20 protein-coding genes, 1 tRNA gene and 1 pseudogene are annotated in these 23,126 nt (G+C 30.5%); 15 read left to right on the forward strand and 7 right to left on the reverse strand.

The genetic code is table 11. The annotated features are described in order from the left end of the window. Positions 1-1,047, forward strand: a pseudogene (gene capC, locus AJN69_RS01960) (autotransporter adhesin CapC); the annotation flags it as partial. Between the two features lie 140 nt (positions 1,048-1,187). Here the strand turns inward: capC and AJN69_RS01965 are convergent. After that, complete coding sequence (locus tag AJN69_RS01965; protein WP_070287692.1) at positions 1,188-3,272, reverse strand: RNA degradosome polyphosphate kinase; 2,085 nt, start codon at positions 3,270-3,272, stop codon at positions 1,188-1,190. A gap of 188 nt (positions 3,273-3,460) precedes the next feature. On the opposite strand from AJN69_RS01965, the gene nrfH reads away from it, so the two are divergent. The 4 genes from nrfH (at position 3,461) to AJN69_RS01985 (ending at position 6,657) form a co-directional block, all read left to right on the forward strand. Further along, positions 3,461-3,976 carry a cytochrome c nitrite reductase small subunit gene (gene nrfH, locus AJN69_RS01970; protein ID WP_010891930.1) on the forward strand — a complete coding sequence of 172 codons (516 nt, stop codon included), beginning with the start codon at positions 3,461-3,463 and terminating at the stop codon, positions 3,974-3,976. A 14-nt stretch (positions 3,977-3,990) separates the two neighbouring features. Next, entirely contained in the window at positions 3,991-5,823 is a 1,833-nt protein-coding gene (locus AJN69_RS01975; protein ID WP_070243120.1) for an ammonia-forming cytochrome c nitrite reductase subunit c552, read from the forward strand. Between the two features lie 126 nt (positions 5,824-5,949). After that, positions 5,950-6,504, forward strand: a complete 555-nt coding sequence (locus tag AJN69_RS01980) for a membrane protein (protein WP_002881479.1) — start codon at positions 5,950-5,952, stop codon at positions 6,502-6,504. 63 nt (positions 6,505-6,567) lie between these two features. After that, positions 6,568-6,657 (forward strand) — tRNA-Ser (locus tag AJN69_RS01985). A gap of 72 nt (positions 6,658-6,729) precedes the next feature. On the opposite strand, the gene ceuB is transcribed toward AJN69_RS01985, so the two are convergent. The 6 genes from ceuB to AJN69_RS02015 form a co-directional block, all read right to left on the reverse strand. Next, the gene (gene ceuB, locus AJN69_RS01990; RefSeq protein ID WP_052949159.1) at positions 6,730-7,722 is read right to left on the reverse strand and encodes an enterochelin ABC transporter substrate-binding protein CeuB; all 993 of its coding nucleotides are present in this window, start codon (positions 7,720-7,722) and stop codon (positions 6,730-6,732) included. A gap of 12 nt (positions 7,723-7,734) precedes the next feature. Further along, complete coding sequence (locus tag AJN69_RS01995) at positions 7,735-8,490, reverse strand: ABC transporter ATP-binding protein (protein WP_052949160.1); 756 nt, start codon at positions 8,488-8,490, stop codon at positions 7,735-7,737. Further along, entirely contained in the window at positions 8,487-9,425 is a 939-nt protein-coding gene (locus AJN69_RS02000) for an iron chelate uptake ABC transporter family permease subunit (RefSeq protein WP_002881476.1), read from the reverse strand. The genes AJN69_RS01995 and AJN69_RS02000 overlap by 4 nt, the downstream gene beginning before the upstream one ends. Continuing rightward, complete coding sequence (locus AJN69_RS02005; RefSeq protein ID WP_002871405.1) at positions 9,418-10,386, reverse strand: ABC transporter permease; 969 nt, start codon at positions 10,384-10,386, stop codon at positions 9,418-9,420. The genes AJN69_RS02000 and AJN69_RS02005 overlap by 8 nt, the downstream gene beginning before the upstream one ends. A gap of 85 nt (positions 10,387-10,471) precedes the next feature. Then, positions 10,472-11,464 (reverse strand): phospholipase A, encoded by a 993-nt coding sequence (locus AJN69_RS02010; RefSeq protein ID WP_052949161.1) that lies wholly within the window; start codon positions 11,462-11,464, stop codon positions 10,472-10,474. Next, positions 11,461-12,036, reverse strand: coding sequence for a molybdenum cofactor guanylyltransferase (locus tag AJN69_RS02015; RefSeq protein WP_052949162.1), 576 nt, complete (start codon positions 12,034-12,036; stop codon positions 11,461-11,463). Before AJN69_RS02015 ends, AJN69_RS02010 begins: the two co-directional genes overlap by 4 nt. 61 nt (positions 12,037-12,097) lie before the next feature. On the opposite strand from AJN69_RS02015, the gene AJN69_RS02020 reads away from it, so the two are divergent. The 10 genes from AJN69_RS02020 to AJN69_RS02065 form a co-directional block, all read left to right on the forward strand. Next, a complete protein-coding gene (locus tag AJN69_RS02020) occupies positions 12,098-13,405 on the forward strand; it encodes an NFACT family protein (RefSeq protein ID WP_052949163.1) in 1,308 nt (435 codons plus the stop codon). Between the two features lies 1 nt (position 13,406). Further along, positions 13,407-13,745, forward strand: a complete 339-nt coding sequence (locus AJN69_RS02025) for a hypothetical protein (RefSeq protein ID WP_052949164.1) — start codon at positions 13,407-13,409, stop codon at positions 13,743-13,745. Between the two features lie 8 nt (positions 13,746-13,753). Beyond that, positions 13,754-14,479, forward strand: a complete 726-nt coding sequence (locus AJN69_RS02030; RefSeq protein WP_052949165.1) for a phosphatidate cytidylyltransferase — start codon at positions 13,754-13,756, stop codon at positions 14,477-14,479. Further along, positions 14,476-15,546, forward strand: a complete 1,071-nt coding sequence (gene dxr, locus AJN69_RS02035) for a 1-deoxy-D-xylulose-5-phosphate reductoisomerase (RefSeq protein WP_002871410.1) — start codon at positions 14,476-14,478, stop codon at positions 15,544-15,546. Before AJN69_RS02030 ends, dxr begins: the two co-directional genes overlap by 4 nt. 1 nt (position 15,547) lies before the next feature. Then, a complete protein-coding gene (locus AJN69_RS02040; protein ID WP_070287100.1) occupies positions 15,548-16,942 on the forward strand; it encodes a M99 family carboxypeptidase catalytic domain-containing protein in 1,395 nt (464 codons plus the stop codon). Next, positions 16,939-17,946, forward strand: coding sequence for a tRNA (adenosine(37)-N6)-threonylcarbamoyltransferase complex transferase subunit TsaD (gene tsaD, locus AJN69_RS02045; RefSeq protein WP_002871412.1), 1,008 nt, complete (start codon positions 16,939-16,941; stop codon positions 17,944-17,946). The genes AJN69_RS02040 and tsaD overlap by 4 nt, the downstream gene beginning before the upstream one ends. Further along, positions 17,947-18,462 (forward strand): type II secretion system protein, encoded by a 516-nt coding sequence (locus tag AJN69_RS02050; protein ID WP_060810161.1) that lies wholly within the window; start codon positions 17,947-17,949, stop codon positions 18,460-18,462. Further along, positions 18,462-19,709 carry a DUF2920 family protein gene (locus tag AJN69_RS02055; RefSeq protein ID WP_070287693.1) on the forward strand — a complete coding sequence of 416 codons (1,248 nt, stop codon included), beginning with the start codon at positions 18,462-18,464 and terminating at the stop codon, positions 19,707-19,709. The genes AJN69_RS02050 and AJN69_RS02055 overlap by 1 nt, the downstream gene beginning before the upstream one ends. A 9-nt stretch (positions 19,710-19,718) precedes the next feature. After that, entirely contained in the window at positions 19,719-21,548 is a 1,830-nt protein-coding gene (locus AJN69_RS02060) for a motility associated factor glycosyltransferase family protein (protein ID WP_002880866.1), read from the forward strand. 83 nt (positions 21,549-21,631) lie between these two features. Continuing rightward, positions 21,632-23,126: flagellin (locus AJN69_RS02065; protein WP_070290183.1), on the forward strand; the 1,495-nt coding region annotated here is incomplete at its 3' end.

Genomic DNA, 23,126 nt, shown 5'->3' on the forward strand with positions numbered 1-23,126 from the left:
GGTGTAAAACTAGCCCTACAAATCAAAAAAGACACAGACAATACAGGTAAATCTGTATCTAATCTCAATTCAGCTTCTAGTGCAGTAAATACCACTATGAATATTTCTAATGATGTTTCTATAGGTTCTCGTGTAGCAATGCTAAACAATCCTTTTGGAACTTATGCTTCTAAAATGAATGGCCTTAAATTTGCTGCTTTAGATAGTGATATGAGACCAAGCTATGTAAATGAATATACCAATAGTATTTGGGCTAATGCTTTTGGTGATGCTAACATTATCGATGGAGATAGTGGTGCAATGTATGGTGCTACCGTAGGGGTAGATAAACAAGCTAATGATAATATTTTATGGGGTGCTTATTTTACTTATGCAAATGCTAAAATCAAAGACAATAATTTAGAACAAAAAAGCGATAACTTCCAATTAGGTATGTATTCTACTATCAATATAGCTCCACAATGGGAACTTAATCTTAAAGCTTATGCTCAAGTTTCTCCAACTAAACAAGACAATATTCAAACAGATGGTGCATATAACTCAGATTATACAAGCAAATTCTTAGGATTTAGTGCTAATGTAGGTCGTGTGTTTGACTTTAGTGATAATACTTTATTTATTAAACCTTTTGCAGGGATAAATTATTATTTTAGTTATACTCCATCTCATACAGAAAATGGTGCTATTGCTAAAGATATTGATTCTATGAAAAACAATTCTGTAAGTGTTGAAGTGGGTGCTGAATTTAGAAAATATATGAATGAAAACTCTTATATTTTTGTAACTCCAAAAATAGAACAATTTGTTATCAATAATGGTGATGATTACACAGCTAATTTAGCTATAAATAATGCTTTCTTTACTAGTGTAGAAGCTAACAACAAGAAAAAAACATACGGACAAATTATCGTAGGGGGTAATGTAGATTTTACAAATCAACTCAGTATGAATCTTGGCTTTGGTGCTAAACAAATACTAGCAGGTAAAGTAGATAATAAAAATGAAACTTACTTAAGTGGTCAAGTAGGACTTAAGTATAAATTTTAATCTTAAAAATCATTTCTAAATCTTTTTATAGTTTAGAAATGATTGTTTATTTCTATGGGAAATCTCCTAAGGCTTTATCTTAAAGCCCTTTTTATAACAAACAAGTAAATAAGTCTTTAGAGTAAAAACCCTAAAAACTTTTAGTTTTCTTTGAAAAGTTTGGAAGCTAAGTGCGTTGCACGACTTTGATCTGTATCTTTTTTAAGTGTTTTATAAATTTTACTTACATATTCTTCTAAGGTTTGTTGAGAATCTATGGTTTTTTCAGAAGAAGGAATTTTTTCATACTCTCCAATGTTTTTAAGCTCATAAGCTAAAACATTATCGCTAAGTTGTAAGCGTAAAAATTGAGCTAATTTAGCTTTGCTTCTTTCATCATATATAGGAGTCATAAGTTCTAAGCGACGCTCTAAATTCCTTGGCATCCAATCTGCACTCGATATAAAATAATTTGGCTCACTATGTTTAAAATAAAATACTCTAGCATGTTCTAAGTATTTTCCTATGATGCTTCTAACGCGTATGTTTTTGCTGTATTCTTCATCAGGTTTTAAGCAACAAATTCCGCGTATGATAAGATCGATTTGTACTCCTTCCATGCTTGCTTCATAAAGCGCTTGTATGATATCACTATCCACAAGAGAGTTCATTTTAGCTACAATCACACCTTCATTTTTTTTGCTTGTTTCAATGCGTATCATTTCTAAAACTTTTTCTTTGATTTGATTTGGACTCATTGAAAGAGTTTGAAGACGACGGTTTTTACTAAAGCCTGATAAGATATGAAAAAATTTTGTCGTATCTCTTGCAAATTCTACTTTGCTTGTAAAATAACTCACATCAGTATAGATTTTAGCACTGCTTGCATTGTAGTTTCCTGTGCTTAAATGCATATAAAATTTAAGCTTATCCCCTTGTTTGCGTATGACTTGAGAAACCTTAGCGTGGACTTTAAAACCTGTAATGCCATAAATAACATGAGCTCCGGCATTTTCTAAAGCTTTCGCCCAATGAAGATTATTTTCTTCATCAAAGCGTGCTTTTAATTCTACCATCACAGTTACTTGTTTTCCATCGCTTGCAGCATCAATTAAAGCTTGAACTATATTGGAATTTTTTTCAACTCTATAAAGTGTCATTCTTATGGAAATTACTTCAGGATCTTTGCTTGCTTCTTTGATAAATTTATAAACTGGATCAAAACTTTCAAAAGGTTGTATAATGAGTATATCTTCTTTTTCTACAGCATCAAAAATAGATAAATTTTCATCAAAAGGTGGTAAAGTTTTAGGCGTGTAAAGTGGGCTTAAAAGATGCGTAAAGTTTTTATTTCCCGCGATTTGCCAAAGGCTAGGGAGATTGAGTAAAATAGAATATTCATAAACATCTTTATGAAAAATTTTCATGTGTGTATTAAGAAATTCTACGATTTGTTCATCTGCATCTTTTTGAATTTGCAATCTTACAAAAGCTCCTTTTCTGCGAAGCTTCAAGCCTTGTTCTAAAATCATCATAAAATCATCAGCTTCTTCCTCTTCTATTACCATATCTGCATTTCTAGTCACTCTAAATGCTGCTGAAGCTAAGAGTTTATAGCCTGGAAAAATTTCTTCTGCGTGTTGGTGGACTATACTTTCTATAGGAACATAAATATTTGCACTTACCTCATAAAAACGAGGTAAAACCCTTGGAATTCTAATCATTCCAAATTTTACAAGTTCAGGATGTGCTTTATCACAAATTTTAACCGCTAGTGAAAAAGATAAGTTATTTAAATGTGGAAAAGGGTGAGTCGCATCAACAGCTATTGGAACAATAACAGGAAAAATATTAGAGAAAAAATACTCATCACATTTTTGTTTTAAATTTTCATCTAAATTCTCATAATGCTTTATGAAAAGATTTTCTTTTTCTAATTCACTTGTGATTTCATTAAAATAACGCTCCAAAAGCTCTTTTTCTTGGTGTAAGTATTTGCGTATGGCTTTTAATTGTTGTAACGGGGTCATTTCATCGCTACTGCTTGCATTAACTCCAGCTGAAAAAAGTTGTTTTAAGCCTGCAACGCGTATCATATAAAATTCATCTAAATTAGTGCAATATATAGCTATAAATTTTAATTTTTCTAATAAGGGTAAATTTTTAGAACATTGGTCTAAAACACGAGAATTAAAGCGAAGCCAAGAAAGTTCGCGATTGATAAACATATCAGGACTTATTTGCATTAATTTTTCCTTTTTTTTGTTATATTTTATCATTTATTTTAAAATTATTGAATAAAAGTTTCAAATTTTTTAGGTTAATTAAGAGTAAATATATCTTTAAAATTATATTAAATTCATCTATGTTAAAATTACAAAATTTATTTTTGGGAAATTCTGTGACATTATTGTTTTATTGAAGATTTTAAGAAATGATAATTTTAAGGAGGAAAATTTTGAAGAAAACTTCGAATCTTTTTACTATTTTTCTTGTTTTGCTTTTTGTTTTCTTTGCGGTTGGGTTTTATACTTTTTATAATGCTAAGGGCACATCTTATTTAAGCAATGCAAGCGAATCTTGTAATAACTGCCATATTATGAATGAAGTTTATAACGAATATATGGCAGGACCACACTCTCAAAAAGTCAAAGGCGAACCAAGAGCAACTTGTGTGGATTGTCATTTGCCACATAATTTTGTAGCTAAGTGGATAGCTAAAGCGCAAAGTGGTTTAGGACATGCTTATGCTTTTACTTTTAAACTTGATGAGTTGCCTACAAATTTGAGTGCGACTGAAAAAAGCAGAAAAATGGTGCAAGAAAACTGCATACGCTGTCATGCAGATTTTGCTCAAACAGCTATCAATGCTACAACAAATCCACATGCAGACAAGTCATTAAATTGTGCTTCTTGTCATAAAGATGTTGGACATAAACATGGAATTTAATAAGGAGAAGATGAATGAAAAAAAATATTTTACGCTTGGGTATTGTTGTTTTGGTTTTACTTATAGCGGGAGTTTTATGGCTAAATAATGATATCAATCAAAAAAAAGAAGATGAAGCAAATAAAAATGCCATTGCAGCAAATGCTGATTTTTCTTTACTTAGTGATGATGATCCAAATTTTGAAAAATGGGGTAAGGTTTTTCCAGAGCAGCTAAAAATGTATTTAACAGTTGAAAAAGAAGAGCCTAAGGCTACTGAATTTGGTGGTAATTTAGCTTATTCAAAATTAATTCGCTTTCCTCAATTAACCATACTTTGGGCAGGATATCCTTTTAGTCTTGATTTCAATGAAGAAAGAGGGCATTTTTGGGTTCAAGTAGATCAAATGAAAACAGCAAGAAACAACAAAGATTTTCTTAATGCTCACGGCCTTGCTGCTTTTAAAGGCCAGCCCGCAGCTTGTATGAATTGTCATAGTGGATGGACTCCATGGCTTATAAAAAATGTTGCTAAAGGGGATTTTACTGCTTTTAACTCTACAAATTATTGGACCATGATTAAAAATATCCCAGCCGTTGATGGTATAGTGGAAAATTCACCTGAACATGCAGGTCCACATGGTGGTAAAAGAATGGGTGTAACTTGTGCAGATTGTCACAATCCAAATGATATGAGTTTAAGACTTACTCGTCCAGCAGCTATTAATGCTTTAGTTTCTAGGGGATATGAAAAAGATCCAGTACAAGGCGTAAAAGCTACAAGAGAAGAAATGAGAACTTTAGTTTGCTCTCAATGCCATGTTGAATACTATTTTAAACCAACAGGGGAAAAAGTAAAAGTAATGGGTGAAACTATTGTAGATGATAGTTCTAAAAAATGGTGGAATGGAACTCAGAAAAATTATGATGAGTATGAGTTTTGGAGAGATGGAAATAAAGCTAAAGAGATTGAAACCGATGGTATAGTTTTAACTTTTCCTTGGAGTGAGTGGAAAAAAGGACAACCATTTAGAATTGAAATGCTAGATGATTATTATGATAAAGTTCGTGGAGTATTTGGAGCTGATTTTACTCATAAATTAACAGGGGCACAAATTATTAAAATTCAACACCCAGAAAGTGAACTTTATAGTGGCGGTGTGCATGCTGCAAATGGAGTAAGTTGCGTGGATTGTCATATGCCTTATGTTAGAGAAGGGGCTAAAAAGGTTACTCAACACAATATCACTTCTCCTTTAAGAGATATTAACTCTGCTTGCAAATCTTGTCATAAACAAAGCGAAGATTATTTAAAAGCTCAAGTACTTGACATACAAAATAGCGTTGCACATGATCAAAGAACTGCAGAGTACGCAATTGTTAGTTTGATTATGGATACTAAAAAACTACGCGATGAGCTAGGCAATATGGAAAAATTCCAAAGCGATGGAAAAGCTGATGCGAAAAAAATTAGCGAAGAGCTAAAAGAAGTTTTAGAACTTCATCGTAAAGCTCAAATGAGAGCGGATTTTGTTAATGCTGAAAACTCAACTGGTTTTCATAATCCTCGCGAAGCTTCAAGAATGTTATTGCAAGCTGTTGATATGGCAAGAATGGGACAAACTAAACTTGTAGAAATTGCAGCGGTAAATGGAATTAAAGATTTTAAAACTTCAAATTTAGGTTTTGAAGATATTCAAAAATTTAATCCAGGAGAGCTTTATTATAAAGTAGATGTTAATGGTCATAAAGCTGGAGAGCGTTACTATGCAGATGAAAAAGATGTTAATGGCAATCCTCCAAAAGAACTTTTAGAGCATGATAAAGAGCTTGTTCCTTATAATTATCAAGTGATTGATAAAAAATAATTCTTAAGCCCTATAATCATAAGGGCTTTTTCTTTTCATTGTTTTAAAAAATATAAACTTTTTATTTAAAATTCACTTTATTTTGTCAAAATATCACAAATTTTAATAATAAAAAAAGGACTTAAAATGATTAATAAAAATAAATTGTTTAGACAGGTTCATATCTATCTTAGTTTGTTCTTCTTGCCTTGTGCTTTGCTTTTTGCTTTAACGGGTATAGCGTATATTTTTGGTATTAATCAAGATGTGGGTTTGAAAGTTGAGCAGTATCAATTGTCAAAAGTTATAGAAAGTGGTAAAGAAAGAGAAGCTTTAATAGAGTATTTAAAAACAAATGGTTTAAAAGTGCCATCTAATACAGATATCATTAAAAGTAAAGATAAAGGCATAACAATAGGCGGAACTCATTATAGTGCTAATATAACTCAAAATTCTACTAATGAATACAGCATTACTCTAAAAACCAGATCTTTACTTGGAGATATGATTATGCTTCATAAAGATAAGGGTGCTTGGTATTTTTCTGTGCTTAGTGTAGGTTTTGGTATTACTTTGTTTATGCTCTATATTTCAGGGCTTATGATTACTTTGTTTGCAAATAAAAAAGATAGAAGTAAACAATTTGCAGTTCTTGGAGTAGGGGTTGTTGTAACTTTGCTTTTGGCTTATCTTAGCCTTTGATTTTTCCTAGCTTTTTAAGCTAGGTATTATTTATTTTTTTGTATAATCACACTTTACTTTATTGGACAGATGGGTGAGCGGCTGAAACCACACCCCTGCTAAGGGTGCAGATCTTAACGGGTCTCGAGGGTTCAAATCCCTCTCTGTCCGCCACTAAAACTTTCTTGAGAATTTCAAGTATTTTATTAAGCATCAAAGCAAGAGACTAGCCCTTGCGAGGTTGTATTATTTTACAGCATTTTTGATTTCTAAAATCATAGTTTTTAAAGACTCTAGTCCATTTCCACTTGCTAAATACCAGTATTCTGGATCAAGATAGATGATTTTTTTGTTTTGTGCTGCTTTGGTTTTAGCAACAAGCGCATTATCGAGTATGCCTTGAGCGCGTTCTTTGTTGCCTACAATGATATTTCTATCAACAACAAAAATATAATCAGGATTTTTTTCTAATATAAATTCAGAATTGATACTTTTGCCGTGTGTACCTACTTTTATATTCTCATCTACCGCGTTAATCCCTAAAACATCGTGAATAATCCCAAAGCGAGATTGAGGACCAAAGGCTGAAATTTTGTTAGAATTTGTAAGAATGATAAGAGCTTTTTTATCTTCATTAACTATGCTTTTGGCTTTTTCAATTTCATTTTTAATATCTGAAATTTTTTCTAAAGCTTCTTTTTCTAAACCATAAAGTTTTGCAATGCTTAAGACATTGTTTTCAAAAGAGCTTAAAAAATTTGCATTATCAAGACCTACAAATAAAGTTGGAGCTATTTCTTTTAATTTATCATAAAATTTACTTTGGCGTCCAGAAATGATGATAAGATCAGGTTTTAAAGCATTAATGGCTTCAAAATCAACTTGTTGCACTCCACCTACACTAGGTTTGTTTTTAAATTGTTGTAGGTATTTTGGTAAATTTTTAGCAGGAACGCCTGCGACTTTATCGTTTAATTTTAAAGCATCAAAAGTATCTAAAATTCCAAGATCTAAGATCACTACCTTAGAAGGATTTTTAGGGATTTTATTTTCTCCTAGACTATCCTTTACTAAAAAACTATCACCCTCATCACTCATGCTAATAGGCAAAACTTTCACCGTAGCAGTGTTGGTTTTTGTTGTAGAGCTTGCATTGTTTTCATTTGAGTTTGAATTACAAGCTGTTAAGATTAGACTTAAAAAAAATGCAAAAAATGCAAAAACTAAAGATTTTTTCATATTTTCTCCTTTTTAAAAATAAATACAAATTTTCTTACCATCAATTTGACTTACAGGTATATCCATATCATAAATTTGTTTTAAATTTTCTTGATTGATGATTTCATCTTTTGAACCTTGTTTTAAAAGCTTCCCATCTTTTAAGGCTATGATTTCATCAGAATAAATCGAAGCAAAATTAATATCATGCAATACAACAGCTATACTTTTGTTAAAGTCTTTGACTAAATTTTTCATTAGTTGCATGATTTGTACGCTATGTTTCATATCAAGATTGTTTAAAGGTTCATCAAACATTATAAATTCAGTATCTTGAGCGATGATCATGGCTATAAAAGCTCTTTGTTTTTGTCCGCCGCTTAATGTATCTAAAAATTCATTTCTTAAGTTGCTAAGCCCCATGTATTCTAAAGCTTCATTGATTTTGATTTTATCGTTTGCATTAAGTCTTCCTTGAGAATGTGGAAAACGCCCAAAAGCGACCAATTCTTCAACTTTTAATCTTAAATTGATATTGTTTTGTTGTTTGAGAATGGAAATTTTTTGTGCTAAGATTTGCTCTTTATAGTCTTTTAAATTCATTCCATCGATATAAATTTCTCCGCTACTAGGTTTTATCAAACGACTTGCTAGAGCTAAAAGAGTGGATTTTCCAGCGCCATTGGCTCCTATTATAGAAGTGATTTTGCCTTTATGAAAATCAAGGTTAAGATCTGAAATAATGGCTTTATTATCATAAAATTTGGTGATATTTTTTAGTTTAATCATAATTTATTACCCTTTAATACGAGATAGATAAAATATATCCCACCTAAGAAATTAATAACCACGCTTATAGTGGCATTATAATCAAAAACTCTAGAGACAAAAAATACCCCTCCAAGCAAAGCTAAAATGCTAATGAGTATACAAGCACTTAGTAAAATACTATGCTTTGCAGTTTTAAATAGTTCATAAGTGATATTTACTACCAAAAGCCCTAAAAAGGTTATAGGACCTACAAGCGCGGTGCTAATAGAAGTTAAAATAGCTATGATAATCATCAATTGTTTTGAAATTTTTTGATAATTTATCCCTAAATTTATCGCTAAATCTTTGCCTAAATTCAAAGGATCCAAAAATTTCATATAGCGAAAAATCCATATAAAACTTAAAAAGCTAATAATATAAGCAAGAATTAAAACATCAAAAGCAATATTATCAAAGCTAGCAAACATTCTTCCCTGTATCACCATGAATTCATCAGGGTCGATTAATACTTCAAAAAAAGAGCTTAAAGTGCTAAAAAGTGTTCCAAAAACTAAGCCTAAAAGCATGATAAGATAAATGCTTCTATCGCTACTAAATAAAATTTTATAAAGTCCTAGTGAAAAAACTACCATACAAACCAGAGTGATTAAAAAATTGATATCGTTTTTATAAACACTTAAATTAGCCGCACCAAAAGAAAAGATAAGAGCACTTTGAAGTAACATATATAAAGAATCTAATCCTATGATAGCAGGGGTTAGAATTTTGTTATTGCATAAAGTTTGAAAAATCACTGTTGAAACAGCGATACAAATAGCTACTATGATAATAGCTGCAATTTGTAAAAAACGACTTTTTAAGGCGTACTCATCAAAGCCATTTAAACCCACAAGTATAAAAATCCCTATCATGTTAAGTGTTAAAAAGCTTAAAATCAGCATTTTTTTACGCATAAACTTTCCTTTTTAACAAAAGAAAGATAAAGATTAAAGATCCTAAAACACCTGTAGTGATACTTAAAGGCATTTCAAAAGGAAAGATGACAAGTCTTGAAATGATATCGCAAACAAGTAAAAACAAAGCTCCACAAAGTGCTATATAGATAAGATTTTTTCTAAGGTTATCACCTAGATAAAGAGCTACTAAATTTGGGATAATTAGCCCTAAAAAAGGGATAATCCCAACGCTTACAATCACTAAGCTAGTGATAATGCTTACAATCATCAAGCCTAAAAATAATATACCATTATAAGAAATTCCAAGATTTAAAGCTATATCTTCGCCCATGCCAACTATGGTGATTTTATGAGCTAAAAAATAAGCAAGTATAAAAAGTGGTAAAGAAATGTAGAGCAATTCATAATTTCCTTGCATAACATTTGCCATACTGCCTTGTAACCAGCCTTGGATATTTTGTATATAATTTAAAGCATAAGCAAAAAAAGTGGTTATAGCACTAATAATGCCTCCAAACATCAAGCCTATCAAAGGTACAAAAATCACATCTTTGAGTTTGATTTTTCTTAAAATTTGGATAAATATAAAAGAACCCAAAAGCGCAAATACAGATGCAATGATAGCTTGAGTGAAAAAAGACGCTCCAGCAAAAAATATTAAAGAAACAAGTATGCCAAATTTAGCACAATCCATAGTCCCTGCTGTAGTTGGGGAAACGAATTTATTTTGCGTGAGTTGTTGCATGATAAGCCCGCATATACTAAGACTCATTCCTGTGAGTAAAATCGCTATAAGTCTAGGAATTCTTGTGAGAGTTATGATTTCTAATTGAGTGGAGTTAAGATTAAGAATATCTTTTACATTGATACTGATAACTCCTATAAATAAACTTATCATTCCAAAGAATAAAAGTAAAGCTATAAGCGCTTTTAAACTCAATATATGCTTAAAAAACAAATCTTTCCTTATAGTAATAATAATTATCAAAAATGAAATTGTAATGAAATTTGTTTTAAGAAATGATAAAACTACAAAGGATATTTTAGTAAGAAATCAAAAATCCAGTGGAAAGTCTTTGCAAGTGTTTGTTATAATCTATAAGACTTTCTCCATAGCCATTAAAGTATTGTAAATACCAATAAATTCCGTTATTAAAAATATCATATCCTAGATCAACCTGTATAGCACCTTTGTTATCGTGGAATTTAAGATTGTTTCTTAGCATAAGATTGATAAAATAATCATCGCCTAAATACGCTAAATTCACATCAAAATTTCCCATATAATGCAAGATGGCAGGATTATCATCATCTTTTTTGCTTTCAGGAATCCTATACCAAAGGCGTGGAACAAATAAAAATTTATTATATAAAATAGCTGTAGATACATAAATTCTATTCCATGAGCGAGATTGCAAATTCTCATCTCCCTTACCATTGCTTTCATGCAATATACCTACGCGTAGGTTGTTAAAAAATTCATAATCTTTAAGATACAAAGGAAAATCTATAAAAAATTCTGGCTGATAGTTGGTTTCTCTAAAAGGAGAAGAATGCTCATAAATTTGCCACCAAGAAGTTTGGGTATAGGCTATATAATATTTTTCATCTAGTCCTAGTAAATTTTCAAAAAGTCTTTTTTTAACACTAAGTTGGAATTTCGCCTCACTCTTATTATTATTATTTACTCCTAAAGAATTAAAACTATAAGCTAAAGGTAAAAAATAATTCATCTTATAAGAGCTAATACCAAGGGGATTAAAGCTTTCATTTTCACCAAGATAATTAGCTAAAGCTAAGCGAGAAAAGTCTTGTTTTTCTTCTTTGATTGCAATAATGGATTTTTCATTTTGAGTAGTTTGTTTAGTTTTATTTTGTTCTTGAGAAATTAAAACAGATGAATTTTTTAAAGCGAGTTTTTTGTAAATTTCCATAGCTTTTTTATAATTGCCTTGTTTTTCATACTCTAAAGCTTGTTGCAAATCACTAGCGCATATAAAAACGCATAAGCTTAAAAATAAAGCAGTTTTTCTCATTTTAACTCGCTTTTAAATTTTTCATATTCTTCATAAAAATTAAGATTTAAAAAAGCATCTTCATTTTCAAATTCCACAAATTTGGTTTTAATCTCAGAAAATAAAAGTCCTATTTTTTGTTCATTTTTTTCTAAGAAATTTTTACAAGTTTGAGCTAAAGAGCTGTGATAAAAGCCACATAAGGGATGTTTATGTAAAGGGGTTTTGGCTATGATTATTTTATAGTTTTGCTCTAAAAAAGGAAGCATTTTTAAAAGCTCATTTTCACCTACTTTAGGACTATCCACACTTAAAACAAAAACAAATTCATTTTTAAAATTTGAAAGTATAGAGTAAAGCGCAAGCATAGGAGAGTAAACTTCAAATTCTAAAGAATCTTTTATCAAGCTAAAATGGTTTTCAAATTTGTCTTCTTTTGCGCTCACATAGACATTTTTAAAAATTTTAGAAAATTTATTTACTTGAAATTGAGTTAAATTTTGATTTTTAAGAATCAGTTTGCTTTTATCTTGTCCCATACGACTAGATTTACCACCACATAAAATCACGCAATTTAGCTCATTAAGCTGCACAAATTTCCTTTTTTAGTTTAATTCTACCACAAATTCGCTAAAATATTTTATAATTTCTTTTATGAAATACACAGAACTTTTACAATTGCAAACTTTTTTTTCTCAGTTTAAAAAAATCGATTTTATCAAGCGTATCAATGACAATATTTTGGAATTAAGCTTTGATAAAGAAAGATTTATTTTCGATCTCACTCGCGTAATGAGTGCGATTTACACAGCTAAATTTAATGCAAAAAACTATAATGCACCTTTTGATTTTATGCTTAAAAAGTATTTTAGTAATGCTTTTATAAAGGAAGTTAAAGTCCTTGAAGGCAATCGTATTTTATGTTTTAGTGTAAAAGCTAATAAGGCTTATAAAAGCTATGAGAGCAAAATTTATTTTGAATTTACGGGTAAAAATACCAATGTTATTCTTACAGATGAAAAAGATTTGATCATAGAGGCTTTAAGGCACATTGATAAAAGTTATCGTGTAGTAAAACCTAATGTGATTTTAGAGCCTTTAAAGCCTTATAAAATGGATGAAAATTTTGAGGAAATTAAAGATTTTAAAGATTATTTTTCTCGCAAATTTACAAGCATTTATGAGAGTAAAATCAAACAAATAAAAAATTTAAAACTTGCACAAGTGGATAAAAAAATACAAAATTTACAAGAACTTTTTTCTAGTTTAGATGAAGAAAATTCTTTACTTTTAAAAGCTTTAGAATACAGAAAAAGGGCTGATGTATTGTTTGCAAATTTGAGTGTTTTAAAAGATTATGAAAGGGAATTTAAGCTTGATGATTTTGAAGGCAAAGAGCTTGAATTTAAGCTTGAATTTAGTCCTAAGCAAAGTGCTAATTTATATTATAAAAATGCTAAAAAATTAGAACAAAAAGCTAAAAATTTAAACATACAAAGGCAAAATTTAAAAGAAAAGTTAGATTTTACCTTGAGTTTAAAAGAATTATTGCTTCAAGCTAAGAGTGAGATAGAGCTTGAAATTTTACTACCTAAAAAAAATAGCAAAAAAAATCAAGATCATAAACAAGAAGATCTTGTGGCAAATTTTTATTTTAATGAGTTTAAAATTTGCGTGGGTAAAAATGAAAAAGGCAATGAATTTTTACTTAAAAATGCTAAAAAAGATGATTTGTGGCTTCATGTAAGGGATATTCCTAGTGCACATACTTTGATTGTATCAAACAAGCAAAAAATCAGCCTTGATGTGATAGAATTTGCTGCGAGGCTTTGTGTAAGCTTTTCTAAGTTAAAGAAAGGTTCGTATTGGGTCGATTATACCTTAAAAAATTTTGTTAAGGTTCAGCAAAAGGCGTTTGTAAATTATACAAATTTTAAAAGTATTAATATCACGAAGGATTAAAATGCCAGTTAGCCCATTAGGAAATGTCAATTATATAAATCAAAATATGGCTTATCCAGCTACACAAGCAAGCAATGAGCTTGCAAAAGAAGGTTTTGCAGCTACGCTAAATATGGCTGAATTTAATGAAAAAGAAAAAACTTTGAACAAGCTTGAAAAAGTCAATGAGACTCATGAAATCAAAGAAGAGATCAAAGAGAAAGCCGAACAAGAAGAAAAAAAGAAAAAACACAATCAAGAAGCTAAAACTAGCGATGATGAGAAAAATGAAGAAGATGAGTCTAAAGATCCAAATTTTAAAGACGCACAAAACATTCATCGCTTAGATATTAGTATATAAGGAAAAATATGTTTAATACAACTAGAATTATTTCAGCTCTTGTGATGATAGGGGCTATTATTATTATCGCGTTGATTGATCAATTTTTTATCAATTTTATCGTTTTTGCAGTTTTATTGTATTTATCTTTTAGTGAAGCAAAAAAACTTTTTGCTTTAGAAAATATTTCTATTATCCCTTTGGTTATAGCTTTTATTTTGGGAAGTTTATCGCATAAAGCTTTGCTTTTTGGGATTTTAGCTTTGTTATTAGTCGTTGGATATTTGGTTTATAAAAAGGCTTCCTTAAAACCAGCTCTTATTTATATTTATCCTAGTTTGCCTATTTTAACACTTTGGCAAGTGTATTTAGATCAGGGTATGTTCGCGCTTTTTTGGCTTATCATTATCGTTGCAGCTTGTGATAGTGGAGCGTATTTTATCGGAAAACTTATGGGTAAAACCCCTTTTTCTCCAACAAGTCCAAACAAAACCTTAGAAGGTGTTATAGGTGGCTTGATTTGTGCGAGTATTATTGGAACTATTTTAGGAGTTTTTGTTTATAGTTTTTGGCTTTCTTTGCTTTGTTCGTTTTTTGTAGCGATTTTTGCAGTAATTGGAGATTTGCTTGAGAGTTATTTTAAAAGAGAAGCAGGTGTAAAAGATAGTGGAGATCTTATTCCTGGTCATGGGGGCGTGCTCGATAGGATCGATGCAGTGATCATTGCTGCTTTTGTGATGGTTGCTCTTTTATGATACTTTTTGGAAGTACGGGTAGCATAGGAGTAAATGCTCTTAAACTTGCTGCTTTAAAAAACATTCCCATTTCTGCTTTAGCTTGTGGGGATAACATCACTCTTTTAAATGAACAAATCGCAAGGTTTAAGCCCAAATTTGTTGCCATAAAAGATTCAAAAAATAAGCATTTAGTTAAACACGATAGAGTTTTTATAGGACAAGAAGGTTTAGAGCAAATTTTAACAGAATGCCAAGACAAACTTTTGCTCAATGCTATTGTAGGTTTTGCAGGACTTAAAAGCACTTTAAAGGCTAAAGAACTTGGCAAAAACATAGCCTTAGCTAACAAAGAAAGTCTTGTGGTGGCTGGGAGTTTTTTAAAAGGGGCTAAATTTTTACCCGTTGATAGTGAGCATGCGGCTTTAAAATTTTTACTCGAAGCTAAAAAAAATATAGCAAAACTTTATATTACAGCAAGTGGTGGAGCTTTTTATAAGTATAAAATCAAAGATTTAAATCAAGTCAGCGTCAAAGATGCTTTAAAACATCCTAATTGGAACATGGGAGCAAAGATCACTATAGATAGTGCAACTATGGCAAATAAGCTTTTTGAGATTATAGAGGCTTATCATTTATATGATTTTAAAGAAATTGATGCTTTAATAGAACCAAGATCTTTAGTGCATGCAATGTGTGAATTTAAAAATGGAGCTAGCACAGCGTATTTTTCAAAAGCAGATATGAAATTAGCTATTTCAGATGCTATATTTGAAAAACAAGATACACCTATTTTAGAGGCTGTTGATTTTAGCAAAATGCCTGCTTTAAAATTTCATCCAATCAGCACAAAAAAATATCCTATTTTTAAGCTTAAAAATGCATTTTTAAAAGAGCCAAATTTAGGTGTTATCATCAATGCTGCTAATGAAGTTGGTGTTTATAATTTTTTAGAAAATAAAAGTAGATTTTTAGACATTGCTAAATACATTTTTAAAGCTCTTGATCACTTTGGAGTGCCTAAAATTTCAAGCATAGAAGAAGTTTTTGAGTATGATTTTAAAACAAGAGAGTATTTAAGGAGTTAAAATGAAATTTTTTTTAACAATTTTATTTTTTATAACAAGTATTTTTGCTTTAGAACTAGACTTTAGCGTAGGAGAAAATGGAAAAAGCCTAGATGATAATAATACAGTTTTGATTTTTGGTGGAATTCAAGGCGATGAGCCTGGTGGATTTCATGCGGCAAGTTTGCTTTTGAGTGATTATAATATTACTAAGGGTAAGATTATAGTGGCTCCAAATTTAGCTTTTGATAGCATTATTAAGCGTTCGCGTGGGAATAATGGGGATTTAAACCGTAAATTTGCAAGTATTAGCCCAAAAGATCCTGATTATAAAAGAGTTCAACGCATTAAAGAGCTTATTTTACTTCCTGAAGTTAGTATGGTGATCAATCTTCACGATGGTTGGGGTTTTTATAAACCTACTTATATCGATGCGATGCAAAATCCTAAGCGTTGGGGAAATTCAAGCGTGATTGACACAAGCGAAATCAATGCAAGCAAATACCCTGATCTTGAAAATATCGCTACTCAAACCGTAAATAGTGTCAATTCTTCACTTGCTGATCCAAAGCATGCTTATCATCTTAAAAACACCAAAACCCAAGAGCTTGGTGATACGGAAATGCTTAAAGCTTTAACTTATTTTGTGATTTCAAATCACAAAGCTGCTTTTGCAAATGAAGCGAGTAAAAATCTGCCTGTAAATTTAAGAGCTTATTATCATCTTTTGGCAATTGAAAATTATCTAAAAACCGCAGGAATTGAATTTAGTAGAGATTTTGAACTTACTCCACAAGGGGTTGATAAAGCCATAAATAAAGAGCTTGAAGTGAAACTTTTTGATGATAGAATTTTACTTTCTTTGAAAAATCCAAGAAAGGTTATCAACTATGTGCCTTTTCCAGTAAATAAAGAGTTAAATTATAATACAAGCAATGAACTTACCGCTGTTATCGCAGAAGGAAATTCTTTTTATATCCAGTATGGCAATCGTTTTCAAACAAGATTATATCCTGAGTATTTAGAATTTAGTGATGCTTTTAATGAGGTAACTTTTCAAGTTGATGGCAATGAAACCACTGTTCCTTTTGGAACCAAGGTGAAAGTAAAAGAGAATTTTCTTATCCCAAAGATAGCTAATGTGCGCGTAAATATCATAGGCTTTGATCATGGAAAAGATGAAAGTGGTATTTTAGTTCATAAAAAAAATATGCAAACACAATACTCTTTAGATATGGCAGGCAAAATTTATAGAGTGGAATTTTATGAGTTAAGAGGGGCGAATTTGCAACAACTTTTAGAGGCAAATACCAATAGCAAGTTGATCAAAAATGCTAAAAATTTGGATTTAAACACTCTTAAAATGGCAAGATCAAAAGATAAATTCTTAGGTTCTATTTTAGTGGAATTTGAATGAAAAATCTTATCCTAGCTATAGAAAGTTCTTGCGATGATAGTTCTATAGCTATCATTGATAAAAATACCTTAGAGTGTAAATTTCATAAAAAAATTTCCCAAGAATTAGATCATAGTATCTATGGGGGAGTGGTACCCGAACTTGCTGCAAGACTTCATAGCGAGGCTTTACCAAAGATACTTAAGCAATGCAAAGAGCATTTTAAAAATCTTTGTGCCATAGCTGTGACAAATGAACCTGGGCTTAGCGTTTCTTTGCTCAGTGGAATTTCCATGGCAAAAACCTTAGCAAGTGCTCTAAATTTACCCTTAATCCCTATAAATCATCTTAAAGGTCATATTTATAGTCTTTTTTTAGAAGAAAAAATTTCTTTAGATATGGGAATTTTGCTTGTTAGTGGTGGGCATACTATGGTGCTTTATCTTAAAGATGATGCAAACTTAGAGCTTTTAGCAAGCACAAATGATGATAGCTTTGGAGAAAGTTTTGATAAAGTGGCTAAAATGATGAATTTAGGTTATCCTGGTGGGGTCATCATAGAAAATTTAGCAAAAAATGCCAAACTTAAAAATATCTCTTTTAATATACCTTTAAAACATTCTAAAGAACTTGCTTATAGTTTTTCAGGGCTTAAAAATGCAGTGCGTTTAGAAATTTTAAAACATGAAAATTTAAGTGATGATATAAAAGCAGAAATAGCTTATGCCTTCGAAAATACGGCTTGTGATCATATCATGGATAAATTAGAAAAAATTTTTAATCTTTATAAATTTAAAAATTTTGGCGTTGTAGGTGGAGCTAGTGCAAACCTTAATTTGCGTTCGCGTTTGCAAAATTTATGTCAAAAATATAATGCAAATTTAAAACTAGCTCCTTTAAAATTCTGTTCTGATAATGCTTTGATGATAGCAAGAGCCGCGGTTGATGCTTATGAAAAAAAGGAATTTGTAAGCATAGAAGAAGATATTTTAAGCCCTAAAAATAAAAATTTTTCAAGGATATAGATGAGAAAAGCTTTTACTATATTAGAACTTGTTTTTGTGATCGTTATTTTGGGAATTTTAGCTGCTATTGCTTTACCAAAAATGAGTTCAAGCAAGGATGAAGCTGAAGTTAGCAAGTCTTTAAACAACCTTAAAACTTTGATCAATGATATAAGCATTTATACTTTAAAAAATGATCATTTAAGCTCTATAAAAACGATGAGTAATGTAAGCGGGGTTGAAAATGTTGATCTTGGCAATTTTAACGGCACAAAAGAAGTAAATTTTCGCGTAGGCGATGATAAAGAATGCTTAAAACTTGTTTTTATAAATAAAGCTGATTTTATACTCATGGGAATTTCAAGCAATGAGGCAAGTAAAAATGCTATCATCAACGCAGCCAATCAAAGCCATGAAGATTTAGAAAATATAGACTTTACAAGCTCTTCTAGTAATAAAGCTTGTGTGATCTTAAGTAAGAATGAAAATTTTAAAAACCTAGCAAGCAAAACTTATCTTTTAATAGGGGGAATGTAATGATAGTGAGTAAAACTTATGAGATTGACTCTTGTGATGATGTAGAGCTTGGTATAAAAAGAGAATCAAAGCTTGAATTTAAGCTTTGGTATGATGATGAAAAAACACCCAAAGCTTTGGTGTTTGTGGTGCAAGGAGTGGGTGCGGATTGTAATGATGTATATTTAAAATTTATCGTAGAGTATTTGCTTAAAAATTTTAATTTAGCTTTTGTTGGAGTGAATTATCACTGTATTGGCAATCGTCCTCAAACTGGATCAACTTTTTATTTAGATGATATAGACAAGCTTATTTTAAAAGCAAGTTGTGAAGCTGCGGATATCAAGCTTCCTTATGATGTTGATAAAATTTCAAACTATGAACAAATGAGTGAAATTTTTCATTTTGTAAATAATCAAATAGTTGAAGGTAAACAAAAAGGTAATTTTACACCAAATTATTTTTTAAATTTACATGTGAGTTTGCAACCTGCAAAAAACGAATATCAAAATTTTGGGATTATGCAAGCTCAAGATCTTTTAAATGTTGCACTTTATCTTAAAAAACATGCTCCTTTTGATACTATGGGGGGGGGTATACCAGTTATCATGATAGGGGGTTCTCATGGGGGATATTTGGCACATTTAGCCGCTAAGATTGCACCTTGGTTGGTAGATGGAGTGATAGATAATTCTAGTGGTGCTAAGTTTTTATGGAGAGTTGTAGGTTTTGGAAAGGAAATAGATTTTATGCAGTATAGCGAATTTTCTACTTTTGATTTTTTTCATCATATTAAAACACATTGCTCGACAAAAACTTTTTGGACAAGTAATTCTTCATCGCCTTATTTTTTTTCTCCCGCAAGAAGAAAAATTCGAAATCTTTTAGAAGGAGATCATCTTTTAGAACAATCAAAATGTTTAAAAACTTGCTTTATAAGTTATCATTCGTTATATGATGAGTATGTTTCTTTAAAAGAAAAAACTATGCTTTATGAAGAGCTTGAGAAACTTGGCTTTGATGCAACTTTGTGTTCTATTACTAAAGAATCTCAAGTTGATGGAAAATTTATTAAAAACTTAAATCATGGTATGGGAATTCCAGTAAAACTTTTGATTAAAAAAGAACTTCCTTTAATGCTAGAAAAAATAAAACAAAATTCAAAAAAAGATTGTAAAGAAAAATGTATCTCTTATCCTTGCGAGGATTTGTTATATCAATTTAGCGAAAAAGATGACAAAATATCACTCAAAATAGATAAAATTTAAGGAAACCCAATGACCATACTAGAAAAAAACATACAAGCTTTATTAAGTGGAGTAAATGAACCCTTAGGAAATAAACTTTTAAATTTCATACAAAATAAAACTTGTTCTCGATTTAATATAGATGAAAATTTGAATATCTTTGATAAAACTCATAATGTTTTCATGTATGAAAACTTAGAAGAAGAATTAAATTTTTTCTATCAAAGTATTTTAGAAAAAACTCCTAGATATCCTTTTGTATGTATTTATGGTATAGGCAATGCCTTGCTTATTAAAAATTTAGCTAAACACTATAAACATCTTTTTGTATTTGAAAGTGAAATAGAACTTTTTATCTTAGCTTTAAGTATGCTGGATTTGAGTGAAGAGCTTTGTAGTGGAAAAATTTATCTGGTGGATATCGAAGAAGAGAAAGTTAATATACAGCTTAGTATATTATTTGATCAAAAAGATATGTTTGAATATCTTAGTCTTTATGAAATGTTTATAAATTCTTCTTATTATGTAAAAGTATTTATGGATAAAATTGAAAAAACAGATAATGTCATTAATAATATAATTAATCTTGTAATAAGAAATTTAAACCCAGAATCTACCATAGCTTTAATTTGCTATGATAATTTTATACAAAATATTCCTTCAATATTAACAGGTATTCCATTTCAAAAAATCATAAAAGAGAGAAAAAATCAATTTCAAAATTGCATTGTTGTAGGAGCAGGACCTAGTCTTGCAAAGCAAATTCCTCTTTTAAAAAGATATCAAGAAAATTTTGTGATTTTTTGTGCAGATGGAGCTTTTCCTTTGCTTTATAAAAATGATATTATTCCTGATTATGTTCTAAATTTGGATTTGGAGCAACATCCTATTAGTTTCTTTAAAGATATTTTAAGTGATAAAGTGAAAAAAACTTTATTTGTATTTGCACAAAGTACGCATCCAGATGTTGCTAGATTTTTAAAAGAGAAGGATTTTCAATTTTCCATGGTTTTGAGCGGAGATCCAGGCTATAAAAAGTTAAATATTTATGATTTTGGATATTTGGAAATAGGAAATCATGTAAATCATATGTGTTATACTTTAGCTTTGGAGTTAGAGTTTAAAAATATCATTATTATAGGCCAGGATTTAGCTTATAGTGAAAATGGTTTATCCCATTACAAAGATTTTGTTTTAGGAGATGCAGTAGATGTTTCATTAGAATTTCCTGAGTATAAAGTTTTAGCTTATGGTGGAAAAGGCGAAGTTATAACTCATATTGGATGGAATGATTATAGAAAAAAACTAGAATTACTTTTTTTAAACAATATTCAAGCGAATTTTTATAATGCCACAGAAGGAGGAGCTAGAATAGCTTTTACAAAAGAGTTAAGTTTTAAAGAGTGTTGCTTAAAATTTGCAAATTGTAAGAAAAAATCTTTTCCCATCCCAAAAAGTCTTACTTTAAATAGAAGCGATAAATTGTTTAAAAAAATTCTAGAAATTTTAAGTCAAGATTTAAAAATATTTGAACAAACTTTAGAAGATTCTGAAGCTTTGTATCATGTCTTGGAAAAAGTTGCATCAAGTGAAAATTTGCCTTTGGAGTTTTTATTAAATGTTTATAAAAGTATAGAAAATTTTAATTTTTACTTAGAAGAAAATTCTGTTTTTTATGATGGAATATTAAAAGGAGTTTTATTTTATAGAGGATTTAAGCTTAGTGAAATTATTTTAAAAAAAATAAAAGAGGAAGAGAAATATTTATTTTTAGTAATTAAAGCTTATAAAGATTGGCTACTTTTATTTATAGAAAAATTAAATATTAGAAAACAAAGTTTAGAAAAATTATTTCTATAAAAGTATAAATTTTTTGAAAAAAGTAACGATATAGCATTTAACAAGTTCATGGATGAGCTTGAATTTATTTAAAAGGATTTAAAATGGGATTTCGTATTAACACAAATGTCGCAGCATTAAATGCAAAAGCAAATTCAGATCTAAATGCTAAGAGTTTAGACAGTTCATTAGCAAGACTTAGCTCTGGTCTTAGGATTAACTCCGCAGCAGATGATGCTTCAGGGATGGCGATAGCAGACAGCTTAAGATCTCAAGCCAATACTCTAGGTCAAGCTATCTCAAATGGTAATGATGCTTTGGGTATCTTACAAACTGCAGATAAGGCTATGGATGAGCAACTTAAGATTTTAGATACTATTAAAACTAAAGCTACTCAAGCAGCTCAAGATGGTCAAAGTTTAAAAACAAGAACCATGCTTCAAGCAGATATAAACCGCTTAATGGAAGAATTGGATAATATCGCAAATACAACTTCATTTAACGGTAAACAACTTTTAAGTGGAAATTTTACCAATCAAGAATTTCAAATCGGTTCAAGTTCAAATCAAACTATAAAAGCTAGCATTGGGCCAACCCAGTCTTCAAAAATCGGTGTTACAAGATTTGAAACAGGTTCGCAAAGCTTTACTTCAGGCGTAGTAGGACTTACTATAAAAAACTATAATGGTTTAGAAGATTTTAAATTTGATAGTGTGGTGATTTCAACCTCTGTTGGAACAGGACTTGGAGCTTTAGCTGAAGAGATCAATAAAAGTGCCGATAAAACAGGAGTTAGAGCAACTTATGATGTAAAAACTACAGGAGCTTATGCTATAAAAGCAGGAACGACTTCTCAAGACTTTGCTATTAATGGGGTTATAATTGGTCAAATTTCTTATAAAGACGGAGATAATAATGGTCAGTTAATCTCAGCTATCAATGCGGTTAAAGATACTACTGGAGTTCAAGCCTCTAAGGATGAAAATGGCAAGCTTGTTCTTACTTCGGCTGATGGTAGAGGCATTAAAATCACTGGAGATATAGGAGTTGGTGCTGGAATTTTAGGAACACAAAAAGAAAATTACGGAAGATTATCTTTAGTAAAAAATGATGGTAGAGATATTAACATAAGCGGAACCAATCTTAGTGCCATAGGTATGGGAGCAACTGATCTTATTTCTCAGTCATCTGTATCTTTAAGAGAGTCTAAAGGTCAAATTGATGCAAATGTTGCTGATGCTATGGGCTTTAACTCTTATGCTGGAGGTGGAAAGCAAATTATTGTTGGTTATAGCTCTGTATCTGCTTATATGGATTCTAATGGCTTTTCTCAAGGTTCAGGATTTTCTGTAGGTAGTGGAAAAAATATGTCTGCTGTGTTGACAGATTCTTTGGTTCTTCTTTCTGCAATGTCTGCGGCCACAGCTAGCACAGTTTATACTGTTTCTAAAGGTTCAGGTTTTTCAGATGGTTCAGGAAATTCTCAATTTGCTACTTTAAAAACTTCAGCAGGAAATTTAGCTGGAACAGTAGATAAGAGTGCTGGTGTAACTACTCTTAAAGGTGCTATGGCTGTAATGGATATAGCTGAAACTGCTA

The organism is Campylobacter sp. BCW_4338, assembly GCF_001763255.1.
Taxonomy (GTDB): Bacteria; Campylobacterota; Campylobacteria; order Campylobacterales; family Campylobacteraceae; genus Campylobacter_D; species Campylobacter_D jejuni.